Source organism: Amycolatopsis marina (assembly GCF_900111885.1).
Lineage (GTDB): Bacteria > Actinomycetota > Actinomycetes > Mycobacteriales > Pseudonocardiaceae > Amycolatopsis > Amycolatopsis marina.
In genome coordinates, this window is the sequence record NZ_FOKG01000018.1 from 1 (window position 1) to 22,119 (window position 22,119).

15 protein-coding genes are annotated in these 22,119 nt (G+C 68.3%); 8 read left to right on the top strand and 7 right to left on the bottom strand.

The features are described from left to right. Window positions 1-189, top strand: a 189-nt coding sequence (locus BM199_RS24900; RefSeq protein ID WP_218160432.1) for a transposase family protein, incomplete at its 5' end; no start/stop codon positions are given. A gap of 100 nt (window positions 190-289) precedes the next feature. Here the strand turns inward: BM199_RS24900 and BM199_RS24905 are convergent. The 7 genes from BM199_RS24905 to BM199_RS24935 all read right to left on the bottom strand — a co-directional run bounded on the left by BM199_RS24905 (window position 290) and on the right by BM199_RS24935 (window position 14,163). Next, window positions 290-1,279: a malate dehydrogenase gene (locus BM199_RS24905; protein ID WP_091676129.1), complete on the bottom strand. Its 990-nt coding sequence runs from the start codon at window positions 1,277-1,279 to the stop codon at window positions 290-292. 42 nt (window positions 1,280-1,321) lie between these two features. Next, entirely contained in the window at window positions 1,322-3,457 is a 2,136-nt protein-coding gene (locus BM199_RS24910; protein ID WP_091676397.1) for an FUSC family protein, read from the bottom strand. A gap of 32 nt (window positions 3,458-3,489) precedes the next feature. Beyond that, window positions 3,490-6,750, bottom strand: a complete 3,261-nt coding sequence (locus tag BM199_RS24915) for a GH92 family glycosyl hydrolase (protein ID WP_091676131.1) — start codon at window positions 6,748-6,750, stop codon at window positions 3,490-3,492. Between the two features lie 33 nt (window positions 6,751-6,783). Further along, window positions 6,784-11,040, bottom strand: coding sequence for a GH92 family glycosyl hydrolase (locus tag BM199_RS24920; RefSeq protein ID WP_245788653.1), 4,257 nt, complete (start codon window positions 11,038-11,040; stop codon window positions 6,784-6,786). A gap of 392 nt (window positions 11,041-11,432) precedes the next feature. Then, on the bottom strand, window positions 11,433-12,764 hold the full coding sequence (locus BM199_RS24925; protein WP_091676136.1) for a M20/M25/M40 family metallo-hydrolase: 1,332 nt from the start codon (window positions 12,762-12,764) through the stop codon (window positions 11,433-11,435). Further along, window positions 12,757-13,584 carry a M55 family metallopeptidase gene (locus BM199_RS24930; protein ID WP_091676139.1) on the bottom strand — a complete coding sequence of 276 codons (828 nt, stop codon included), beginning with the start codon at window positions 13,582-13,584 and terminating at the stop codon, window positions 12,757-12,759. Before BM199_RS24930 ends, BM199_RS24925 begins: the two co-directional genes overlap by 8 nt. A 111-nt stretch (window positions 13,585-13,695) precedes the next feature. After that, entirely contained in the window at window positions 13,696-14,163 is a 468-nt protein-coding gene (locus tag BM199_RS24935) for a hypothetical protein (protein ID WP_091676141.1), read from the bottom strand. 191 nt (window positions 14,164-14,354) lie between these two features. Here BM199_RS24935 and BM199_RS24940 point away from each other — a divergent pair, with 191 nt between their 5' ends. From BM199_RS24940 to nikE, 7 genes are all read left to right on the top strand, one after another. After that, a complete protein-coding gene (locus BM199_RS24940; protein WP_091676144.1) occupies window positions 14,355-15,194 on the top strand; it encodes a pentapeptide repeat-containing protein in 840 nt (279 codons plus the stop codon). 38 nt (window positions 15,195-15,232) lie between these two features. Further along, window positions 15,233-15,949 carry a TetR/AcrR family transcriptional regulator gene (locus BM199_RS24945; RefSeq protein WP_177242779.1) on the top strand — a complete coding sequence of 239 codons (717 nt, stop codon included), beginning with the start codon at window positions 15,233-15,235 and terminating at the stop codon, window positions 15,947-15,949. A gap of 186 nt (window positions 15,950-16,135) precedes the next feature. Next, on the top strand, window positions 16,136-16,351 hold the full coding sequence (locus BM199_RS24950) for a hypothetical protein (protein WP_143101916.1): 216 nt from the start codon (window positions 16,136-16,138) through the stop codon (window positions 16,349-16,351). A 192-nt stretch (window positions 16,352-16,543) separates the two neighbouring features. Continuing rightward, window positions 16,544-18,352 (top strand): ABC transporter substrate-binding protein, encoded by a 1,809-nt coding sequence (locus tag BM199_RS24955; RefSeq protein ID WP_091676401.1) that lies wholly within the window; start codon window positions 16,544-16,546, stop codon window positions 18,350-18,352. A gap of 37 nt (window positions 18,353-18,389) precedes the next feature. Further along, the gene (locus tag BM199_RS24960; RefSeq protein WP_177242787.1) at window positions 18,390-19,394 is read left to right on the top strand and encodes an ABC transporter permease; all 1,005 of its coding nucleotides are present in this window, start codon (window positions 18,390-18,392) and stop codon (window positions 19,392-19,394) included. A 32-nt stretch (window positions 19,395-19,426) separates the two neighbouring features. Next, window positions 19,427-20,332, top strand: a complete 906-nt coding sequence (locus tag BM199_RS24965; RefSeq protein ID WP_177242788.1) for an ABC transporter permease — start codon at window positions 19,427-19,429, stop codon at window positions 20,330-20,332. Beyond that, window positions 20,329-22,020: a nickel ABC transporter ATP-binding protein NikE gene (gene nikE, locus BM199_RS24970; protein ID WP_091676149.1), complete on the top strand. Its 1,692-nt coding sequence runs from the start codon at window positions 20,329-20,331 to the stop codon at window positions 22,018-22,020. Before BM199_RS24965 ends, nikE begins: the two co-directional genes overlap by 4 nt. The last annotated feature ends 99 nt before the right edge of the window (window positions 22,021-22,119 follow it).

The following is a 22,119-nucleotide window of genomic DNA, read 5'->3' on the forward strand; positions in this document are numbered from 1 at the left end:
CTCGCCCCCGACCACCGCACCTACAACCTGCTCCACACCAGCCTGCGCTGCCTCGGCGAACGCGCCGCCGCCACCCTCAAAACCCGCTGGCGCGCACTCCACCGCATCACCCTCAGCCCCACCCACATCGGCACCATCACCCAAGCAGCCCTCGTCCTCACCCACCACGAACACCACGGCCGCTACTGAGAAAACCTCATTGGGGACGTTGAAGTTCCCAATGTGGCGTTCGGGACGCTCAAGTTCCCGAATGCCACATTGGGGAACTTCGGAAGTGCGCGCCAGCTGCTCAGATCAGGCCGAGCTGCTTCACCGCGTCGCGCTCCTCGGTCAGCTCGCGGACCGAGGCGTCGATCCGCTCGCGGGAGAAGTCGTTGATCTCCAGGCCCTGAACGATCTCGTACTTGCCGCCCTTGGTGGTGACCGGGAACGACGAGATCAGGCCCTCGGGCACGTCGTAGGAACCGTCCGAAGGAATGGCCATCGAGGTCCAGTCACCGTCGGCGGTGCCGTTCACCCAGGTGTTGACGTGATCGATGGCCGCCGAGGCGGCGGACGCCGCGGAGGATGCGCCCCGTGCCTCGATGATGGCCGCGCCGCGCTTGGCGACGGTCGGGATGAACTCGTCGGCCAGCCACGCCTGGTCGTTCACGGCCTCGGCGGCGTTCCTGCCCGCGACCTCGGCATGGAAGATGTCCGGGTACTGGGTGGCCGAGTGGTTGCCCCAGATGGTCAGCTTCTTGATGTCGGCGACCGGAGTGCCGAGCTTCTTCGACAGCTGCGCGAGCGCGCGGTTGTGGTCCAGGCGCGTCATCGCGGTGAACCGCTCGGCCGGGACGTCGGGGGCGTGCGACTGGGCGATCAGCGCGTTGGTGTTGGCCGGGTTGCCCACCACGAGCACCTTGATGTCGTCGGCCGCACCGGCGTTGATGGCCTCGCCCTGCGGCTTGAAGATGCCACCGTTCGCCTCGAGCAGATCACCGCGCTCCATGCCCTTCGTACGGGGGCGGGCGCCGACCAGCAGCGCGACGTTCGCACCCTCGAACGCCTGTTTGGCGTCGTCGAAGATGTCGATGCCAGCGAGCAGCGGGAAAGCGCAGTCCTGCAGCTCCATCGCGGTTCCCTCGGCCGCCTTCACGGCCTGCGGAATCTCCAGCAGGCGCAGCTTCACCGGCGTGTCCTGGCCGAGTAGCTGACCGGACGCGATGCGGAAGAGCAGCGCGTAGCCGATCTGGCCGGCGGCGCCGGTGACGGTGACGTTGACAGGGGCCTGGGTCATTGCGTTCTCCTGCTGACGGGTTCGTTGCTTGTGCGGGCGATGCTATCCGGCGCGACGGGGGCGTAGCGGGTGCGTCGCCTCACGTCGATCTTGATCGGTTGAGCGATCGGTGGATGACCCGGACGTCCGCTCAGTGTCCCGCACCGGGACGCCGAAGGCAGGACCGAGCGCCAGCACCCCCGCGTCCAGCCTGCCGAGGCTGGAGAGCACCGACCGCTGCGCGATCTCCGGAGCGGCCTCGCCCGGCGGTTCCCCGGTCGCCCTGCACAGCACACGCCTGCCCGCCGACGACGGATCGTTCGTGATCTCGATCAAGGTGTCAACATTGCGCTCGATCCGATCGACGAGTTCCCGCAGCAGGGGTTGCTGCCCCGCGAGCAGCCCCGGCTGTGCACGGGCGGCGATGTGCCGCGCCCGGAAGGCGAGCGCCTCGGCGCCGCTGAGTACGTACCAGCCGTAGTCCCGGCGCGCACTGAGGTTGACGGGATGGGTGAGGGGTTCGACGGTGACTCTGAGTCGGCCGACGGCCCGGTCGAGTTCCCTGGACAGTTCGATGACGTTGACGTTCTCCGTGCCCGACAGCAGCCCGGTGGCCCTGTCGAGGAACTCACGGAGTTCTGTCAGCACGTCGCGCAGATCATCGAGCATGACCGCTCGCGTTCGCACCGGGACGATCACCACGGCGGCCAGCACGCCGGCCAGCGCGCCGACCGCCGTCTCCGCGAGCCGCACGCCGAGCACCGAGTAGCTGAACGTGCCGAGCAGGCTGTACAGCAGCCCGAGCATCGTCGTGACGAAGAACGCCATCGCGGTCTGCGAGACGCGGGACACGTACACCATGCCGAAGACGCACACCAGGATCAGCACGATCGTCGCCGGCTGGTTCCCGCCGACCAGCAACGCGGAGAGCACGCCGCCGAAGATCCCGACGACGGTTCCGCCGAGCCGCCGCGCACCCTTCACGAAGGTGGCACCGGCGGTGGAGGAGCCGAGAAACACCACGAACACCGTGAGCACGGCCCAGTACCACCGCTGCGGCGAGACCAGTTCGCCGCCGAGCACGGCGAGCCCGCCGCCGACGACGGCCTGCACGGCGCTACGGGTCTGGTTGTCGAAGGCGAAAGCCTTGACCCGCTCGGGGGCCGTCCCGGCGTCGGCGTCGGGCTCGGTCTCCGCCAACTCGACGGAGTAGTCCCGCTCCGCCACGCGCTGGGCGTTGACATCGGCCAGCGCGAGTTCGGCGATGGCCCTGCGCAGCTCGTCGCCGGGCTCCGGGCGTTCACGCAGACTGCTGCCCTCGACCAGCATCCGGCTGAACTCCTCGGTCTCGCTGATCAGTGGCAGGTCCCTGGGGTCGCGTTCGATCAGTGCCCTGAACCGGCGCAGCCTCGCCAGCAGGTCGGCCCTGGTGTCCGGCGCGAGATCGTCGGCGCAGGTTCGCCGGGTCGTGACCGAGAGCCACTGCACCGCGAGCTCGACCTCGATCGCGCGCCTGCGCAGCATCCCGGCGGCGCATGCGCCGATGACGTCCTCGGCGGTGTCCTCGATCAGCAGCACGCACTCGTGCAGCCGCGCATCGGCCTTGCGTAGTTGCTTCCGTGACTTCTCGTTGCCCCCCGCGGCGAGGTACCCCGCCGCCGCGCTGACCACGTGAGCGAGGCGGGCGCGGAACGCTCTGCGAATCCGGAGCAGCTCCCGGTCGGGACGCCGGGGGAGCAGGAGGAACCGGACGAGCGCGTTGGCGGCGATCCCCACGGCCAGCGCCAGCAGCAGTGCGGGCACCTGGGCGAGTGTGGTCCCGAGGAACATCGCGAAGAAGAACAGGAAGAACGTGATCGAACCGAGCGCGACGCCCCTTGGCCCGAAGCGCTGGGCGTACACGGCGACGAAGATCAGCAGCACGAAGATGACGCCGTCCAGGGGTGGGACGTCGTTGCCCAGGCTGGCCGAGGTGAGTGACACGGCACCGGCGAACAGCCCGAGCAGCAGGGTTACCGCCTGCCGGACCGGGGTGGGGTCGTTGACCGTGAACGCCGCCATCATGGCAGCGATGGCCCCGACCAGGATGATGGTCAGCGGCTGCCCGGTAGGCAGGAGCGCGGCCACCGCGATGGCGATTCCGAGCACCGCGGACGCGGCGACCCGCAGCCGGACGAGTCCGGGATCCGAAGCCGCCATGCGGTCTGCCGCGTTGTGGCCGAGTCTGCGGATCACGAGGGGCCCACCGGCTCGGCGAGGAGTTCGAGTTGCGCCAGGCACAGCCGCGGGCCCGCGGTCGCCGTCACCCGCAGCCGGTAGTGCCGCACGGTCACGGGCTCGGCGATCCCGAACGCCCTGGTCTGCCGTCGCAGCCCGAAGGACTGGCCGACCCGCTCGTCCAGCACCGTCCAGGTCGTCCCGTCGGGCGAGCCCTCCAGTACCCAGGACCTCGGGTCGGCGTCCTGCCCGCCGGAGGTGAGCGTGTACATGCGGACGGGAGTCACCTGCCCGTCGATCGTGGCCTCGATGACCGGGTCGGGCACCGAGAACCTGGCCTCGGTGGCGGTGGTGTCGTCCACGAGCGCCACGGGGTCGGTGCCGTCGGAGCAGTGGACGGTGGCGACGACGTCGGCGAGGGGTGAGGGCCATTCGCCGGTGGTGAGCGACGGCGGCACGTCCTCCTCCCCGGTGCCCCACGACGAGGGCTCCGGACCCATCTCGAAGTCGAGTACCGCGCCCTCGGCGAGAACCGTGTGGGGGATCGAGGTGGAGGTATGGGGTTCGCCGTTGACCTTCAGTCCTTGGACATAGATGTTGTCCGCGTTGTTCTCCGGTGCGTTGATCACCAGGTCCTTGCCGCCGGGCAGGTGCACGGTGGCCTTGGTGAACAGCGGTGAGCCGATCGCATACTGCGCGCTGCCCACCGCCAGGGGATAGAACCCGAGTGCGCTGAAGATGTACCAGGCGGACATCTCCCCGTTGTCCTCGTCACCGGGGTACCCCTGACCGAGTTCGCTGCCGAGGTACAGCCGGGACAGGACCTCCCGCACCTTCTCCTGCGTCTTCGCCGGCTGCCCCGCGAAGTTGTACATGTAGGGGATGTGGTGCGAGGGCTGGTTGGAGTGCCCGTACTGACCCATCCGGACCGCACGGGCCTCGGACATCTCATGGATGACGGCGCCGTAGTCGCCGGGCTTGCCGCCGCGCTCCGGAGTGCTGAAGAAGCGGTCCAGCTTAGCGGCGAGCGCGGCCCGCCCGCCGTGCAACGCGGCGAGTCCCTGCCCGTCGTGCGGGACGGTGAACGCGGTGTTCCAGCCGTTGGTCTCGGTGTAGTCGGGGCCCCAGTGTGCCGGGTCGTAGTGCTCGGCAGGCTCTCGCCAGTTTCCGTCGGCGGTGCGGCCGCGGAAGAACCCGGTCCGGCTGTCGAAGTGGTGCGCGTAGTGCAGCGCACGGTTGCGGAAGTACTCCGCGTTGTCGCGGAACTCCGCCCGCCGCGGATCGCCGGGATCGGCCTGTTCATACAGTGTCTGCGACCAGTTCGCGAGGCCGAAGTCGTTGACGCAGCCGTCCAGTGCCCACGACAGTCCCTCCTTCGTTGTCGTGGGCGTGAAGCCGAGGAAGATCGACTCGGCGAGTCCCTTGCGGCCGACCCCACGATGCGGCGGAGTCACCGTCGCGTTGCGTACGGCCGCGTCGTACGCCCCGAGTACGTCGAATCCATGCACACCTTTCAGATACGCGTCGGCGAACGCCACGTCGGAACTGGTCCCGGTCATCAGGTCGGCGTAACCAGGAGAGGACCAGCGTGGGATCCAACCCGCCTCCCGGTAGTGCTGGACGAACCCGTCGATCAGCTCTCCCGCCTGCTCCGGTGCGAACAGTGCGTAGGCGGGCCAGGTGGTGCGGCAGGTGTCCCAGAAACCGTTGTTGACGTAGATCTCACCGTCGACGACCTTCGCGCCGGTTCGCTTGCGGGTACTCGGCCACCAGCGGCGCACGACGGGGCTGGCGTGGCGGGGAACGGGGTGCTGCGCGTCGCCGGTGTTCTCGTACGCGGAGTTGGGGTAGAGGAACAGCCGGTAGAGGTTGGCGTAGAAGGTCTGCCGCTGGTCCTGGCTCGCGCCCTCGATCTCGAACCGGCCCAGGATGTCCTGCCACTGCTGCCGCGCCCGGTCTTTCACCTCGTCGAACGTCACCGAGGCAGGCAACTCCAGATCGAGATTGTCCCGCGCCTGCCGGAGGCTGAGCAGCGACGTCGCGATGCGCAGCGTCACCACCGGACTGTCGAAGGCCAGGTATCCGGTGACGGTGCGCCACCACGGCCTGCGAATCCGCCCGCCTCCGGTCGCGGGACGGTCCACGGTGCCGTACACGTACATCCGGCGCGCGCCCGCGGACAGTCTGCTGCGCACCCAGGTGTGGCCGGACATCGTTCCGGTGGTCGGGTCGACCCTGAGCCCACCCCTGTTGCGAGCGTTGTCGAACAGGAGCCAGCCCTTCCCGTCGGGAAACGTGACTCGCAGCATCGCGGCGTGGTCGGTGGGCACCAACTCGGTCTCGATGCCGGAGGTGAACCGCACCGCGTAATGGTGCGGGCGGTCGGTTTCGTCGGAATGAAAGAAGGTCTGTGCCCTGCTGCGCCGCCCGTGGGTCACCGGTCCCGAGCCCGGCATGATCTGGAAGGTGTGCCGGTCGCCCATCCACGGGCTGGGCTGGTGGCTCACGGCGAATGCCTGGAGCGCGGGAAGGTTCTGCGTTGTGTTCGCCCTGTGGTACTCGTAGATCCAGTCCAGCGAGCCCGCGTCGGTCACCGGGGTCCAGAAGTTGAATCCGTGCGGCACCGCGGTGGCGGGAAAGGTGTTTCCCCTGGAGAACTGTCTGCTGGAGTGGCTGCCTCTGGTGGTGCGGATGTGGTCCACCGCAGCAGGACCGTCGGGTGACGGCCGGGCCGGGGCGATGCGGAGGTCGTCGAGCCAGCCGGTGAGTTCGTGGTCCCCCTCCGGCGCGTCGGTGGTGAGCACGATGGCACGGATCGATCGCCCAGCCGCCACGGCGCCGATCCGGCAGCGCACCAGATTCCACTGGTCGACCGAAAGGGACTTGGCGCTGCCCTGGGCGGCGGCCGTCAGGCCGAAGCCGTACTGGTCCGTCGGCGACAGCTCCGCGAGCGTGCTGCCGTCGTCGAACTCCAGGTCGACGGCGACGAACGTGCTGCGGTAGGACGGCCACCCCGTCAGCTCCGGGAAGACCACGTAGGACAGTTCGCTGTCCTCGGCGACCGCGATGTCGACCGCGAACAGCCCGGCACGGGCCTGTCCTGCTGCCGATGTCGCATAGTGCAGCGCCCGGGTGCCGGTGAACCCGGCTCCTGTTCGTGCGGCAGGGGCGCGAACAGGGCCGGAGCCGACGTGTACCCGCAACCGGGAACCGGTGCCCGGCCGTGGCTCACCGTCCTCGAAGGAGCAGAAGAAGTCGGATTCCGTCGCGGTCACGGGCCCACGGTAATGGGGAGCACCTGCTCACGCTCACATCACCGCGCACTGGCCGGAGACCGGTCCGCGCACGGTGTTGTCCAGACCATGGTCGGAAGGCGCGGGCTCATTGCCGGAGCAGTTCAGCGGTCCCGTGAGGGTGGTCGCGGTGATCAGCGGTGCGTGGTTGCCGGTGAGTTCGACTGGGCCGGTCACCGTGGCCGCCTCGACGGCCGTCTCACCGGTGACCCCGGCGATCCGTACCGGGCCGGTGACCCGGGTGTGGTCGAGCACCACGGAATCAGCGCCGGTGGCCGTGACCGGGCCGTCGATGGAGCCGCCGTGCGAGAGCAGGGTCGCACCCGCGGTCACGGTGACCGGTCCGCGGACGGTGGCGGCGTCGAGGCAGACCACACCTGCGTCGATGGTCAGCGGCCCGTCGTGGGTTCCGGTCACTGTGCGGCTGCAGGCCGGATCCGGCGTGCCCAGCAGCTCGATCTCCGCCAGTTCGGCGCTCCCGGCCGAGGTTCCGGTGATCTCCAGCCGGTAGTGGCTGAAACGACCTGGCCGCTCGACCCCGAAGGCCCTCGTGTGGTTTCGCCAGGTGAAGGTCTCCTCGGTCCGCTCGTCCACCGTGGTCCAGCGCTCACCGTCGTAGGAGCCGCTCAACACCCAGCTCGTCGGATCGGCCTGCTGATCGGACGAGGTCAGCGTGTAGTGCGTGACCCTGCCGTCCGACCGGTCGAGGTCGTAGCGCACCCAGGGCCGGTCGCCGGGCAGGGCGGTTTCGGTGGCGGTGGTGTTGTCGAAGAGGGTGGTCACGTCGGCGCCCGCGCTCCCGGTCGCCGTCCCGTCGCCGGTCACGTCCCGCAGCGGGGCGGGCGGCGCGTCGCCCTTGGTGAGGGAAGGCGGCGCGTCCTTCTCGCCCGTCCCCCAGCTGGACGGTTCCGATCCCATGTCGAAGTCGAGCACACCGCCCTCGGCGAGGACGTCGTGCTGCAGCGAGGTGGAGGTGTGCGTCTTGCCGTTGACCTTCAGTCCTTGGACATAGATGTTGTCCGCGTTGTTCTCCGGTGCGTTGATCACCAGGTCCTTGCCGCCGGGCAGGTGCACGGTGGCCTTGGTGAACAGCGGTGAGCCGATCGCATACTGCGCGCTGCCCACCGCCAGGGGATAGAACCCGAGTGCGCTGAAGATGTACCAGGCGGACATCTCCCCGTTGTCCTCGTCGCCGGGGTACCCCTGACCGAGTTCGCTGCCGAGGTACAGCCGGGACAGGACCTCCCGCACCTTCTCCTGCGTCTTCGCCGGCTGCCCCGCGAAGTTGTACATGTAGGGGATGTGGTGCGACGGCTGGTTGGAGTGGCCGTACTGGCCCATGCGCACGTCGCGGGCCTCACGCATCTCGTGGATCACCCCGCCGTACGAGCCGGGGAACGTGGCGGTCTCGGGCGTACTGAAGAACTGGTCCAGCTTGCCTGCGAGCTCGGCCTCGCCGCCGTAGAGGTTGGCCAGCCCCTTGCCGTCCTGCGGCACGGTGAAGGCCATGTTCCAGCCGTTGGTCTCGGTGTAGTCGTGCCCCCAGACCCTCGGGTCGTACTTGTCGGCGGGCAGGCGCCACGAGCCGTCGGCGGCCCTGCCCTGGAAGAAGTCCGACTCGGCGTCGAACATCGTGACGTAGTTCTGCGCCCTGCTGCGGAAGTACTCGTAGTTGTCCAGGTACTCCTGCCTGCGCGGGTCGTCCCGCGCGGACTCGTCGTAGAGCCGCTTCGACATGTTCGCGATGCCGTAGTCGTTGATGTAGCCCTCCAGTGCCCACGACATCCCCTCGTGTGTCGACGTCGGCGTGTACCCGAGGAAAATCGAGGTGTCGATGCCCTTGCGCCCGACGCTCGCGTCCGGTGGCGTCACCGACGCGTTCTTCAGCGCCGCGTCGTAGGCGGCCTGGACGTCGAAGTCCGTGATGCCCTTCAGATACGCGTCAGCGAACGCCACGTCGGAACTGGTGCCCACCATGAGGTTCGCGTAGCCCGGCGAGGACCAGCGGGAGATCCAGCCGCCGTCGCGGTACTGCTGGACGAACCCGTCGATCAGCTCTCCCGCCTGCTCCGGTGCGAACAGTGCGTAGGCGGGCCAGGTGGTGCGGTAGGTGTCCCAGAAACCGTTGTTGACGTAGATCTCACCGTCGACGACCTTCGCACCGGTCTCGGTCGGCGTGTCCGGGCCCGTTCTCGGTGCGACGGGACTGGCGTACCGGTATCGGGGGGTGGTGGCGGTCCCGGTGTTCTCGTATCCGGAGTTCGGGTAGAGGAACAGCCGGTACAGGTTGGAGTAGAGCGTGGTGAGCTGGTCGGGTGTGGCGCCTTCGACCTCGATGACGCCCAGTGTGTCGTCCCACTGTGCCTGCGCGGCGTCGCGGACGCTCTCCAAGGTGGCGTCCTGGGCGATCTCCAGCTCGAGGTTCCTCCTCGCCTGCTCCACGCTGAGCAGCGAGGTGGCGATGCGCATGGTCACTGTCCTGGACTCACCAGCGGCGAACCGCAGGTACCCGCGCACGTTGTCCCGGCCCGCGCCGGGCAGTTCGCCGCCGGCTTCGACCGGCTTGTCGAAGGTGGCGTACACGAACAGCCTGCCCGCGCCCGCCGACAGTCCACTGCGGACGTCGGAGTAGCCGGTGAGCGTCCCGTTCTCGGTGTCGAGAGTGAGGCCGCCGTTGTTGTTGACGTTGTCGAAGATCAGGTTGCTGTCCGCTCCGGGGAAGGTGAAGCGGAACAGTGCCGCATGGTCGGTGGGAGCGATCTCGGTGCGCAGGCCGTTGTCGAACTCGACGCCGTAGTAGTGCGCCTGTGCGGTCTCCTTGTCGTGGCCGAACGGGAGTTCCCGCGCCTCCCGGTCCGCGTCGGGGATCCCACTCGCGGCGGACGGCATCACCTGGAAGGTCTGCCGGTCACCCATCCACGGGCTCGGTTCGTGGCTGACCGAGAACGCCTGCAGACTCGGGCGATTGTCGTCGTTGTTCGCTTCGTGGAAGCGGTACAGCCAGCTGGTGGAACTGGCGTCGGTCACCGGCGTCCAGAAGTTGAATCCGTGCGGCACCGCGGTGGCGGGGAAGTTGTTGCCCCGGGAGAAGGTGCTGTTGGACTGGGTGCCCCTGGTGGTCAGGACGTGCTCCGAGGGGCGGGCATGGTCCGGGGCTGGTGCCGCCGCGGCCAGGGTGATGTCGTCGAACCAGCCCTTCAGGGAACCCGGGCCCGCAGGATTGTCGTAGCCGATGAGGATGCGATCGACGGTCCTGCCCGCCGCGACCGTGCCGATGGCGGAGCGAACCAGGTTCCACTGGTTCACCGAGAGCGACTTGGCCGCGCCCTGACCGCGGGGGGAGAGTTCGAAACCGTACTGGTCGGCCGCGCCGAGGTCGCTGAGATAGCTGCCGTCGGTGAACGCCAGATCGACGGCGACGTGGGTGCTGGGGTAGGCGAGGTCGTCGGTGATGAACTCGGGCAGGACCTTGTAGGACAGCTCCGTGTCGGCCGACACGGGGACGTCGACGTCGAAGACCTTGTTGTAGGAGTAGCCGTGGCCCTCGGTGGTATGGGTGCCGGAGTACCGCAGCGCCCTGGCTCCGGTGTATCCCGCGCGGGGTTTGCCGGTGTAGCTGCTACGTGGGCCGCCGCCTTCGTGGCTGCGCATGTTCGGCAGCGGGGGCGGGGCGGGGTCGTCGTTGGCGAGCAGCAGTTCGGCGAGCTGGAGCAGCGGCTCGCCGTGGTTGCGGGTGATCTCCAGCCGGTAGTGCGTGAAGGGCTGTGTCTCGGTGACCTCGAACTCCCTGGCCTCGAACCGTGCGCCGAAAGACTCGCCGGTGCGACTGTCGATCTCGGTCCAGGTGGTGCCGTCGGTGGACCCGCGCAGCGTCCAGTCCTGGGGATCGCGGCCCGGCGCGTCATTGGCGGAGGTCAGTCCGTAGCGGGTGATGGTCGTTGGTTCGGACAGCGTGACCTCGACCCAGCCGGTGGGTTCCCACGCCAGCCACTTCGACTCGGCAGCGCCGTCCACGAGGTTCTCGGCGATCTCACCGCCGCCGGTGTTCTCGTCGCTGGCGGTCACCTCGGTGACCCTGCCCCGGACGTCCCCCGGCACGTCTGTGGCATCGGTTCCGTTGACGCCCTCGGACTTCTGTGCGCCGGAGGGCAGCGTCTCGACTGTGTCCACCCAGGTGGGCTCCGGCTCGCCCGCCTCGAAGGAGGAGTAGAAGCTGCCGCCTTCCTGGGCCACGGCGACGGTGGTCGGCAAGGTGGCGAGTCCGGCGGACATGACAACGACGGACAGCAGCGTACAGACCGGAGGTCGGACACGTCGGAGCATCAGCGCACCAGGCTTTCGTGGCGGGGACCGCGGAGACGCACCCCGACCGCTGGCGCGCCCTGGCAGAAAAGCCGCCATGTGACATCGATGTCAAGAAAGTGGTCCGAACCTGACCGAAATCGGACAACAAGCACTGCCCCGGTTGGCCGAAGTCCTGTCCATTCCCAGCGTGACCGTGGTTGGCGCGCCTGCAAGTACGCCCAAGCAAGATCATTTACGCACCAACTGCTCCCAAGCCGCGCTGGCGACGGCCTCGACTCGGTGGTAGTTGCACGCGGTTTCGATCTTGCTCGGTGGTACTTGCAGACACTCCAAGCCCTGGAGGTGAACCGGCGTTGGCGTCAGCAGTGGCTGAGAAAGTGGTCGAGGACGGCGGCGCCGAAGCGCAGGCCCTCGACCGGCACCCGTTCGTCGACGCCGTGCGCCATCGCGCGGTACGGGAACCCCTCCGGCAGCCAGAGCGGCGCGAAGCCGTAGCAGTCGATGCCCAGCGCGCTGAACGCCTTCGCGTCCGTGCCGCCACCCATGCAGTACGGGACCACGACCGCCGCCGGATCCTGCGACCGCAGCGCGTCGGCCATGGAGCTGAACCACGTCGAGTCGACGGGAGCCTCGACCGCGGGCTGCCGTGTGAGGAACTCCCGTTCGACGTGCGGACCGAGCAGCGTGTCCAGTTCGCGGAGCAGGTCGTCCTCGGTCCCCGGCAGCGTTCTGGTGTCCACCTGAGCGCTCGCCAGGCTGGGAATGACGTTCACCTTGTACCCGGCGTCGAGCACGGTCGGGGTCGTGCTGTTGCGCACCGTGGACTCCACCAGCCCTGCCGCGGGACCGAGTCGGGCCAGTGTCGCGTCTACATCGGACAGATCGATTTGGACGTCCAGCGCCGCGCCCGCTCGTTCGAGGAACGCCGTCACGGTGGGCGTCAGCCGAACAGGCCAGCGATGTTCGGACAGCCGGTGCAGGGCTCCGACGAGGCGCAGGACGGCGTTCTCGTCGTTGCGGCGCGAGGCGTGCCCGGCCCTGCCGGTCGCGGAGATCCGCAGGTGGGCCGTTCCCCGTTCCGCCGTGGCCACCGGGTACAACCGCACGGTTCGCCCGTCGGCGGCTGGCACGTGGTAGGTGTATCCGCCCGATTCGCTGATCGCCGCCGCACACCCATCGAACAGGTCCGGGTGCTTCGCCGTCAGCCAGTGCGCCCCGAAGTCGCCCCTGTCCTCCTCATCCGCGACGAACGCCAGCACGACGTCCCTGCGCGGCTTGCGCCCCGATGCGGCCATCGACCGCACCGCGGACAGGACCATCGCGCAGAAGTCCTTCATGTCGACGGCGCCACGCCCCCAGAGGTACCCGTCCCGGATCTCTCCGGAGAACGGCGGCACCGTCCAGTCCGCTGCCGCCGCGGGCACGACGTCCAGATGCCCCTGCACGAGCAGGGCGGGCAACGACGGGTCGCGCCCGGACAACCTCGCGATCACGTTCGCCCGGCCGGGAGCCGACTCGTAGATCGTGCTCTCGACACCGGCGTCCGACAGGACCTGGGCGACGAACTCCGCGGCATCCCGTTCGCCCGCGGAGTCGCCGTTGCCGTGGTTGGTCGTGTCGAACCGCACCAGCCGCGCACAGAGGTCGACGACGTCGTTGTGCGCGGGCACGTTCACCACTCGCTCAGCCATACTTGCCCTGCACCGCCCCAGCCGCGATGGCCGTGACCACCTTGAACGCCTTCATCGCCTCGGTCATGTTCGGCGCGTCGAACGCCACCTTGCGCACCCCGGCCTGCTCCACTGTGGGTATCACCGCCGCCGCCTGCGCCAGATGGCTCGCGTCGAACTCCACCTCGATCCGGTGCGCCCTCGGCTGCGGCGTCCTCCCGCCCGCCCGCGCCGTGCACTCGCGCGCCGCGGACGTCAGCAGTTCCGCTGTCCGCGCAGGGGGGAGGCATACGGCCGCATACCGGCTGACGCACTCCTTGACACTCACCAGCTGCGCCTCCGGCGCGTACTCGCGTGCGTCCTCGCAGGTCCTGTCGTCTCCGGTGACCATGAGCACCGGCACGCCGTACTCCGCCGCGAGCGCGGCGTTGAGATGTCCTTCGCTGGCGGGCGCACCGTCCAACCACACGCCGGTGATCTGGTTCTCCAGGTAGGTATGGGAGAGCACTCCGTCGCACCCCGCGCCCGCGTGGTAGCCGAGGAACACGACACCTTCGACGCCCGAGTCGATCCCCTGCATCATCGAAAGCGGCTTGTGCCTGCCGGTCAGCATCGCCGCACGCGGGTCAAGATCCTCCAGCAGCAGGTTCCGCTGCGCGGAGTGTGCCTCGTTCACCAGCACTTCGGAAGCGCCACCGTCGATCAGCCCGCTGATCGTGGCGTTGACGTCGTCGGTGAAGAGGCGGCGGAAACGTTGCCATTGTTCGGTTCCCGGGACGACGTCATCTGTCCAGGTGACACCGGTGACGCCTTCCATGTCGGCCGAGATCATGATCCGCATGAGGGCCAACCTATCGGTTTCTGTGGTCCAGACAAGTGTGGCGATAACGAATCGGCATCGTCGGGGCCGGCCGGGCCGCAAGATGAAACGAGCACGAGCATCCCCGGCTCGCTACGTCTCGCCGCCGTGCCCCTTCGACGCGATGGTGGTGGCCACGACGAACTGCTCGTCGGCGTAGGGCTCGTACTTCTCCGCGTCCGCCAGTTCGTACTGGTCCGCGTAGGCCGCGTAGCTGAACCGCTGCACGGTCCCCATCACCCGGACCCCGGCCCCTTCCTCGACGTCGTCGACGTCCCTGACGAACAGCAGCAGCACCGAATCGTCACCCCAGCTGCCGCCATCGATCACGAACGACCTCGCGGTCAGCACCTCGGTCACCGTCGTGTCGAGGTTCACCGTCTCGCCGACGAACTTGTCGTCGGCGAAGTACTCGCTGTCGACGGCGATCTGGTCTGACTGGTAGCCGCCCGAGACCGCGTTCCCGTCGATGTCGCACGCCGCCACCGTGAACGGGAGCACGGCGACAGCGCTTGCCGCGATCAACGTCGACGTGCGCCTGCCGGTGTGGCGGATCCGCATTGTTCCACCGCTCCTTCTTCACCTACGTGCGGTCACGGACTGCCCATAGTCCGGTCAAACACACGTCGGAAGGCCACCTTGATGCGGATTCGTGATGCTGCACCTGCCTCTTCCGTCCTGCCCCGGTTCTCGTCGCGGTTCCGCTGCGGGGAGAATAGGGAACGCATCACCGGTGACGAACCAGGGAGATCATGCCCGTGCCGCGACAGCCAGAAGGCACCACTTCCGGCGCAGACCGACAGGACCTTCGGGCGGACTGTGGGAACTGTTTCGGGCTGTGCTGCGTAGCCCTGCCGTTCGCGGCGTCCGCGGATTTCGCGATCGACAAGCCCGCTGGTACGCCATGTCCGAACCTGCTGGCAGACTCCCGCTGCGGCATCCATTCCCAGTTGCGGGAAAAGGGATTCTCCGGTTGCACGGTCTACGAATGCTTCGGTGCGGGCCAGAAGATTTCCCAGGTCACCTTCGGCGGCCGGGACTGGCGCGAGCACCCCGGCACCGCGGCGCAGATGTTCGCGGTGCTTCCGGTCATGCGCCAACTCCACGAGCTCTGCTGGTATCTCGAGGAAGCGCTGGCGCAGTCCAGGGCCCGATCCATCCATGCGGAGTTGCGCGCTGCGCTGCGAACCACCGAGGAACTCACCCTCGATGGCGCCGACGAGCTCATCGGGATGGACGTGGCGGGGCACCGGGCCGAGGTCAACGGGCTGCTGCTGCGCACCAGCGAACTCGTCCGGGCCGATGTTGCCGGGCGCAAGAAGAACCGCAGGGGAGCGGACCTGATCGGCGCCAAGCTGCGCAAGGCCGACCTGCGCGGCGCCAACCTGCGCGGCGCCCTGCTCATCGCCGCCGACCTCAGCAACGCGGACCTGCGCTCGGCGGATCTCATCGGCGCCGACTTCCGGGACGCCGACCTGCGCGGCGCCGATCTCACGGACTGCATCTTCCTCACCCAGTCCCAGCTGAACGCGGCCAAGGGCGACGCTGCGACACGGATACCTGCCACGCTCGCACGCCCGGTGCACTGGTAAATCCGCCGATTCGGCGCCGGACTTCGTACGCTGTGCACGTGCCTGAGGACAGCAGAACCGCCGACCGCACCGCCGCGACCGACATCTCGGACGGGCGGACGACCCGGTGGGCAGGTCAGCGAGCAAAGCGGCGCGCCGAGTTCGTGGACGCGGCTGTCGCGGCCATCGCCCTGCACGGACCGGGGGTGTCCACCGAACAGATCGCCGCGCAGGCGGGGGTCGCCCGTCCTCGGCTCTACCGGCACTTCGAGGATGCGGATGATCTGTACCGTGCGGTCGGGCACCGTGCGGCCGAGATGCTCCTCGCCGACATGGCGCCGGTACTGACCGAACCCACGGGATCGGCACGAACCATGACCCACAGGGCGGTGCACACCTTCGTGCGGTGGCTCGCTCAGCAAGCGGACCTCTATCGCTACGTCGCTCACCGGGCGACGGCGAGTGCGGCGGGGCACGAGAGTGTGGTCGCCGATATCAAGCAGGCGATCGCCGCGCAGGTCGGCCGGCTGCTGGCCGCCTACCTCGAAGCGCTTGGCGCGAGTTCAAGGCTCGCCGATCCGCTGTCGTTCGGCGTGGTGGGAATGGTGGAGGCCACGACGAACCGCTGGCTGGACGAGCCCGGAGACCTCACTCTCGACGATCTCGTCGAGAGTCTGACCAGTTGGCTCTGGGGAACATTCGACCAGGTGCTCAGCGGGGAGGGGGCCACGCTCGGCCCCGACGACCCGCTGCCCCCGCTGCCGGGCTGGCGGTAGGGCACCACGCGCCCGGGTGATACAGGGCGACCGCGGCGCACCTTCGTGGTACGTTCCCGTACCAGTTACGTTGGGTAACGAGCGTCGGTCGGCGGCGGAATTCGAGCCGATCGCGGGTGCCGAGGGGGCTCCCGCAGCGCCGCCCGCCCGTGTCGACGCGAACAGCGACAACGAGGGGTGAGCATCGTGTCGGAGGCAACTGATTTCCGCGCCTGGCTGGACCAAAGCGAACGTGAGGCGCACGACGCCATCGCTCGCAGTTACGCGGAGGGGCGCGCTGCCCTGGGATCTCCCGACGGACGGGAGGACGAAGTGGAGCAGAGCACGGTGAAGCAGGAGTCGACCGGCGCGGCCGAGGAGTCCGGCTCCGGCGAGCAGACAGGTGACGAGAAGCAGAACTGAGGAACGCCCCTCCGCTCCCAAGCCCGGCTCCGCGATAACCGTACGTGAGCAAATACTCCCCTCTGTGACGATCGGACACGCGAAAGCAACGATCGGACACCTACCGTGTTGGGGAGATATTGCGCACTTATGCCCCTATGTGGTTACTTTTCGTCTTCGGCGATATCCACAGGGAGGAACGCGGTGGTCAAGATGCGCGGCATTCAGCGGAGACACGTCCGGGCGGCGGTGGCGATGCTCGCAGTTCCTGTGCTGGTCGCGGGGCCCTTTGTCGCCCCGGCGCAGGCGCAGGAGAACACCGTGCTCCGGGTCGCGTTGGTACAGGAAGTCGATCACCTCAACCCGTTCCTGGCGAGTTTCTCCTCCAGCGCCATGATCGGCCGGATGGCGTGGGAGTTCCTCACGCTGCCCTCCGCCGAGGACGCCACTCCGACCGGCGGCGTCGCGGAGAAGTGGGAACCATCGCCTGACGGCCTCACCTGGACCTTCACCATTCGCGAGGGGATGACCTGGTCCGACGGGGAACCGGTGACGGCGGCCGACGCAGCCTTCACCTTCAACCGCATCATGGAGGACCCGGCAGCCGCGGAGGCCAACGGCAGCTACGTCACCAACTTCGAGAGTGTGACCGCACCCGACGACCGGACACTGGTCATCAAGATCAAAGAACCGCAGGCCAGTATGACGGCACTGGACGTGCCGATCGTTCCCGAGCACATCTGGGCCGACGTCGAGGACATGGCCGACCCGAAGACGAACTCCATCGAGTACGTGGGCGTGGGCGACGGACCTTTCCTGATCACCGAGTTCCGCCGCAACGAGGTCGTCAAGCTGAAGGCGAACCCGGACTACTGGCGGGGTGCTCCCAAGGTCGATGAGCTGCAGTTCGTCAGTTATGAGAACGCCGACGCGGCGGTGAACGCGCTGCTGACGAGCGAGGTCGACTTCATCAACCGCCTGACCCCCACCCAGTTCGACTCGCTGAAGGGCAAGGACGGCATCACCACGAATCAGGCGGTGGGACGCCGGTTCAACGATCTGCTGCTCAATCCGGGCGCGCAGACACTGGAGCGCAAACCCATCGGCGACGGGCATCCAGCGCTCCGTGATGTCCGGGTCCGCAAGGCTATCGCGACAGCGATCGACCCGCAGACCATTGTGGACAAGGTCGTGGGCGGGTACGGAGAGCTTCCCGGCGGCATCGTTCCCCCGCTCTACGAAGACTTCCATTTCACACCGTCACCCGAGCAGGCGTACAAGTTCGACCCGGAGGCCGCGAAAGCGATGCTCGACGAGGCCGGATACCCGATGGGCCCGGACGGCGTCCGGGTGGGCCCGGACGGCAAGCCGCTGAAGTTCCGGCTCACCGGCCGCGCGAGCGAGGACTTCGACCAGCGCGTGGCCGACTACGTGGCGGGCTGGCTCGACGCCGTCGGCATCTCTGTGACGAAGGAGCTCGTCTCCGACAACGAGGTCGACGTCAAGACCTCGGCGGGCAACTACGACATGGCGCTGTCCGGCTGGGGGACCAACCCGGATCCCGATTACATCCTGGCCAAGCAGGCGTGTGAGAGCCTTCCCGCGGTCTCGGGCAGCAACAGCACGGCGGCCTTCTTCTGTGATGAGGAGTACGACCGCCTCTACGAGCAGCAGCGCGCGGAGACCGATCCCGCGGCCCGAGCTGAACTCGTTCGGCAGGCGCAGGCCCGCTACTACGACCAGGTCCCCAGTGTGGTCCTCGACTATGACAACGCGCTCGAGGCGTACCGCTCGGACAAGTTCGAAAGCTTCACCAAGCAGCCGGCCGACAACGGCCCGATCATGGAGCAGAACGGTCCGTGGGGGTTCTACGGTGCGGTTCCCGCAGGTGAGTCCGCCGCTGCTGACGACGGTGGCTCGGCCGGCATGTGGATCGCCGTCGGCGCGGGTGTGCTGATCGTCGGTGCCGGAGCAGGGCTGCTCGTGGCGCGACGCAAGAAGTCCATAGAGGACCAGGAATAGGCGGCGCGAGTTGACCGACGTCAGCACGTCCCCATCGCTGCCGGGGGAACAATACGATCCGGACGAACCGCGTGGCGGCACTGGCACAGCGCGGTTCGTCGCAGGCAAACTCGGTGCCGCGGTGGTGAGCCTCGGGCTCGTCATGGTGCTGGGGTTCCTGTTGTTCCGGATGATCCCAGGCGATCCGATCAACACCCTGACGAGGGACCGTCCGACCAGCCCGGAACAGATCGCACAGCTGCGCGAACGCCTCGGCGTGGACAAGCCGCTGTTCCAGCAGTTCCTCGACTACGCGGGCGGACTGTTCCGGGGCGACCTCGGTATGTCCTATGTGTACAACCGGCCGGTCGGGGCGATGATCGCCGAGCGGTTGTGGCCGACGATCCTGCTGGTGGGCACCGCGACCGTGCTCGCCATCATCCTCGGCCTGTGGCTCGGTGTGCGGGCCGCGTGGCGGCACGGCAGCGGGTTCGACCGGACACACACCGGTATCGCGCTCACCCTGTGGTCGGTTCCGCAGTTCTGGCTCGGCCTGCTGCTGCTCATCGCGACCCAGGGGTTGTTCCCGAGCAGGGGCATGCGCTCGCCGGACATCCCCGAGGCCTTCCTCGCGCAGGCGCTCGACGTCGCGCACCACCTGGTGCTGCCGTGCGTGACCCTGCTCGCCGTGATCTACGCCCAGTACATGCTGGTGATGCGCTCGTCGCTGCTTGAGGAGATGAACGCCGACTACCTCACCACGGCAAGGGCGAAGGGGCTGCGGGATGACATGGTGCGGCGCAAGCACGCGGTGCCCAACGCCCTGCTGCCCACGGTGACGCTCGTGTTCCTGCAGTTCGGCATGGTGGTCTCGGGCACGGTGACCGTCGAGACCGTCTTCTCCTGGCCGGGCCTCGGCCTGCTCACCTACGAGGCACTCAGCGGACCGGACCTTCCCGTTCTGCAAGGGGTGTTCGTGATTCTCGCCGGATCGGTGATCGTGATGAACCTGGCCGCGGAGTTGCTCTACCGCGTGCTCGACCCGAGGGTGCGTGCGTCGTGAACCCACAGGACTCACCAGCGAAGGACAACACCGTGGGGGACACGAGCGCGAGGGTGATCACCTGGCAGCGTCGGCGCGCGTCGGCCGTCGCTTTCTGGCGCGAGTTCACCACCAACAAGGGTGGGCTCTTCGGTCTTGGTCTGCTCACGTTGATCGTCGCGCTGTCGGCGCTGGCACCGCTGATCACCGACGAAGCCGGCCTCGACGTCACCAGGGCCGCGGGTCTTCCCCTGCAACCCCCGAGCTGGGAGTACCTGCTGGGAACCGACGTCGACGGACGTTCGGTGCTGTTGATGACCTTCTGGGGCGCGCGGGTTTCCCTGCTGGTCGGTTTCGCGGCGACCGTGCTGTCGGTGTTCATCGGCACGCTGGTCGGCATCGCCGCGGCGCACTTCGGTGGCTGGATCTCCGGCCTGCTGCTGCGCTTCACCGACTTCTTCCTGGTACTGCCCTCGCTGGTGCTCGCGATGGCCCTATCGGCGGTGCTGCCACGCGGGATCATGACGATCATCGTCGCGGTCGGGGTGACCTCGTGGCCGACGACGGCACGGCTGGTCCGGGCCCAGACCCTCACCATCGAGAGCAGGCCCTACATCGAACGGGCCAGAGCGCTGGGTGGCGGTCATCCGCACATCATCGGCAAACACGTACTGCCCGCGGTCATGCCTCTCGTACTGGCCAACACGACGCTCGTGGTCGGCAACTCGATCATCGCCGAGTCCACGCTGTCCTTTCTCGGCCTCGGCGATCCGAGCGCGGTGTCCTGGGGCTCGATGCTGCAGACCGCACTGAGTTCCGGGGCGGTGACGGCCAACGCGTGGTGGTACGTGCTACCACCGGGAATCGCGATCGTGGTGATCGTGCTGTCGTTCACGCTGGTCGGACGCGCGCTGGAGATGGTCCTGAACCCGAGGCTCAAGCAGGGAGGGCGGGCATGACCGCCGAAGCGCAGCACCCGGCATCGCAGGCGGAATCGGTGCCCCTGCTGGCACTGAGGAACCTCGGCGTCACCTATCGCACCGCGGGCGGCGAGGTCGAGGCCGTGCGGGACGTGGACCTGACCCTGCGGGCGGGTGACACACTGGGCATCGCCGGTGAGTCGGGCTCGGGCAAGTCCACGGTCGCGATGAGCGTGCTGCGGCTGCTGCCGAAGTCCGCCACGGTCACCGGCGAGATCCTCCTCGAAGGGGAGGATGTACGCACCATGCGCTGGGGCAGGCTGCGCGCGGTGCGCTGGTCCGCGGCCTCTGTGGTGTTCCAGGGCGCGATGCACGCGCTGAACCCGGTACGCAAGATCGGTGAGCAGATCGCCGAGCCGATCCGCCTGCACGCACCGAAGGGCGAAGTCTCGGACAGTACCGTGCAGGCGCGGGTGCGGGAACTGCTCGAGCAGGTCGATCTGCCCACATCCCGCGCGAACGCCTATCCGCACGAGTTGTCCGGCGGGCAGAAACAGCGGGTGATGATCGCGATGGCCCTCGCCTGCAGGCCGCGGCTGATCGTCGCCGACGAGCCGACGACGGCGCTGGACGTCATCGTGCAGGCACAGGTGCTCGACCTGCTGCGCCAACTGGTCGCCGAGCACGATATCGGCCTGATCATGATCAGCCACGATCTGTCCGTCCTCGCCGCGACCTGCGCGCGGATCGCCGTCATGTACGACGGGGAGGTCGTCGAACTGGGGCAGGGGCGCGACGTGATGCACCACCCCCAGCACGAGCACAGCAAGGCACTGGCCGCCGCGTTCCCCACCGTCGGTGATCCCGTTTCCCGGTTCGCCCCGGCCACCAGCAACCCCCTGCCGCCGGAGCCGGCGCGTGCGCGGGAGGCGGAACGCCACGATCCACTGCTGTCGGCCCGCGACCTGCGGGTGAGTTTCCGGGACCGGTCCGGCGCACCGATCAACGCCGTGGCCGGCGTGGACCTGGACGTCCACCGTGGGGAGATCGTGGCGCTGGTCGGTCAGTCGGGGTCGGGCAAGACCACCCTCGCGCGGACGATGCTCGGCCTGCAATCACCCTCGGCCGGCACCCTGCGCTTCGCGGGTGACCCACTGCCGAAGCGGGGCTCGGCGCTGCGAGCGTACCGGCGCAAGGCGCAACTCGTGCTCCAGGACCCCACCAGTGCGCTGAACCCGAGACACAGTGTGTACGAGGCGATCGCCGAGGGGCCCCGCATTCACGGCCTCACGGGCTCCGGCGAACGACAGCTCGTGACCAGAGCGCTGGAGGCCGCCGAACTCCGGCCAGCCGAGCGGTTCATGCCCAGGATGCCGCACGAGCTCTCCGGTGGGCAGCGGCAGCGGGTGGTGATCGCCGGCGCACTGGCACTGGACCCGAGCCTGCTGGTCGCCGACGAACCAGTCGCCTCCCTCGACGCGTCGGTGCGCGGTGAGATTCTCGCGCTGTTCCTGCGGTTGCGCCGCGAGCTGGGGCTCGCCGCGCTGGTGATCACCCACGATCTGGGGTTGGCATGGAACATCGCCGACCGGGTCGCCGTGATGTACCGGGGCAAGCTCGTCGAGGTCGGCACGGTGGAGGAGGTGCTGCTCGCCCCGCAGCACGACTACACCAAGTCGCTACTGGCTGCGCTGCCCAGCGGGACCAACGTTCCCACCGCCGGGTGACCAGTACACGCACTTTCCCGGGAAAGTACGCGACGTCCCCGGCCGAGGATGGCGTACAGCGGCACTTTCCCGGGAAAGTGCCGAGCTGGCAGGGGGCGC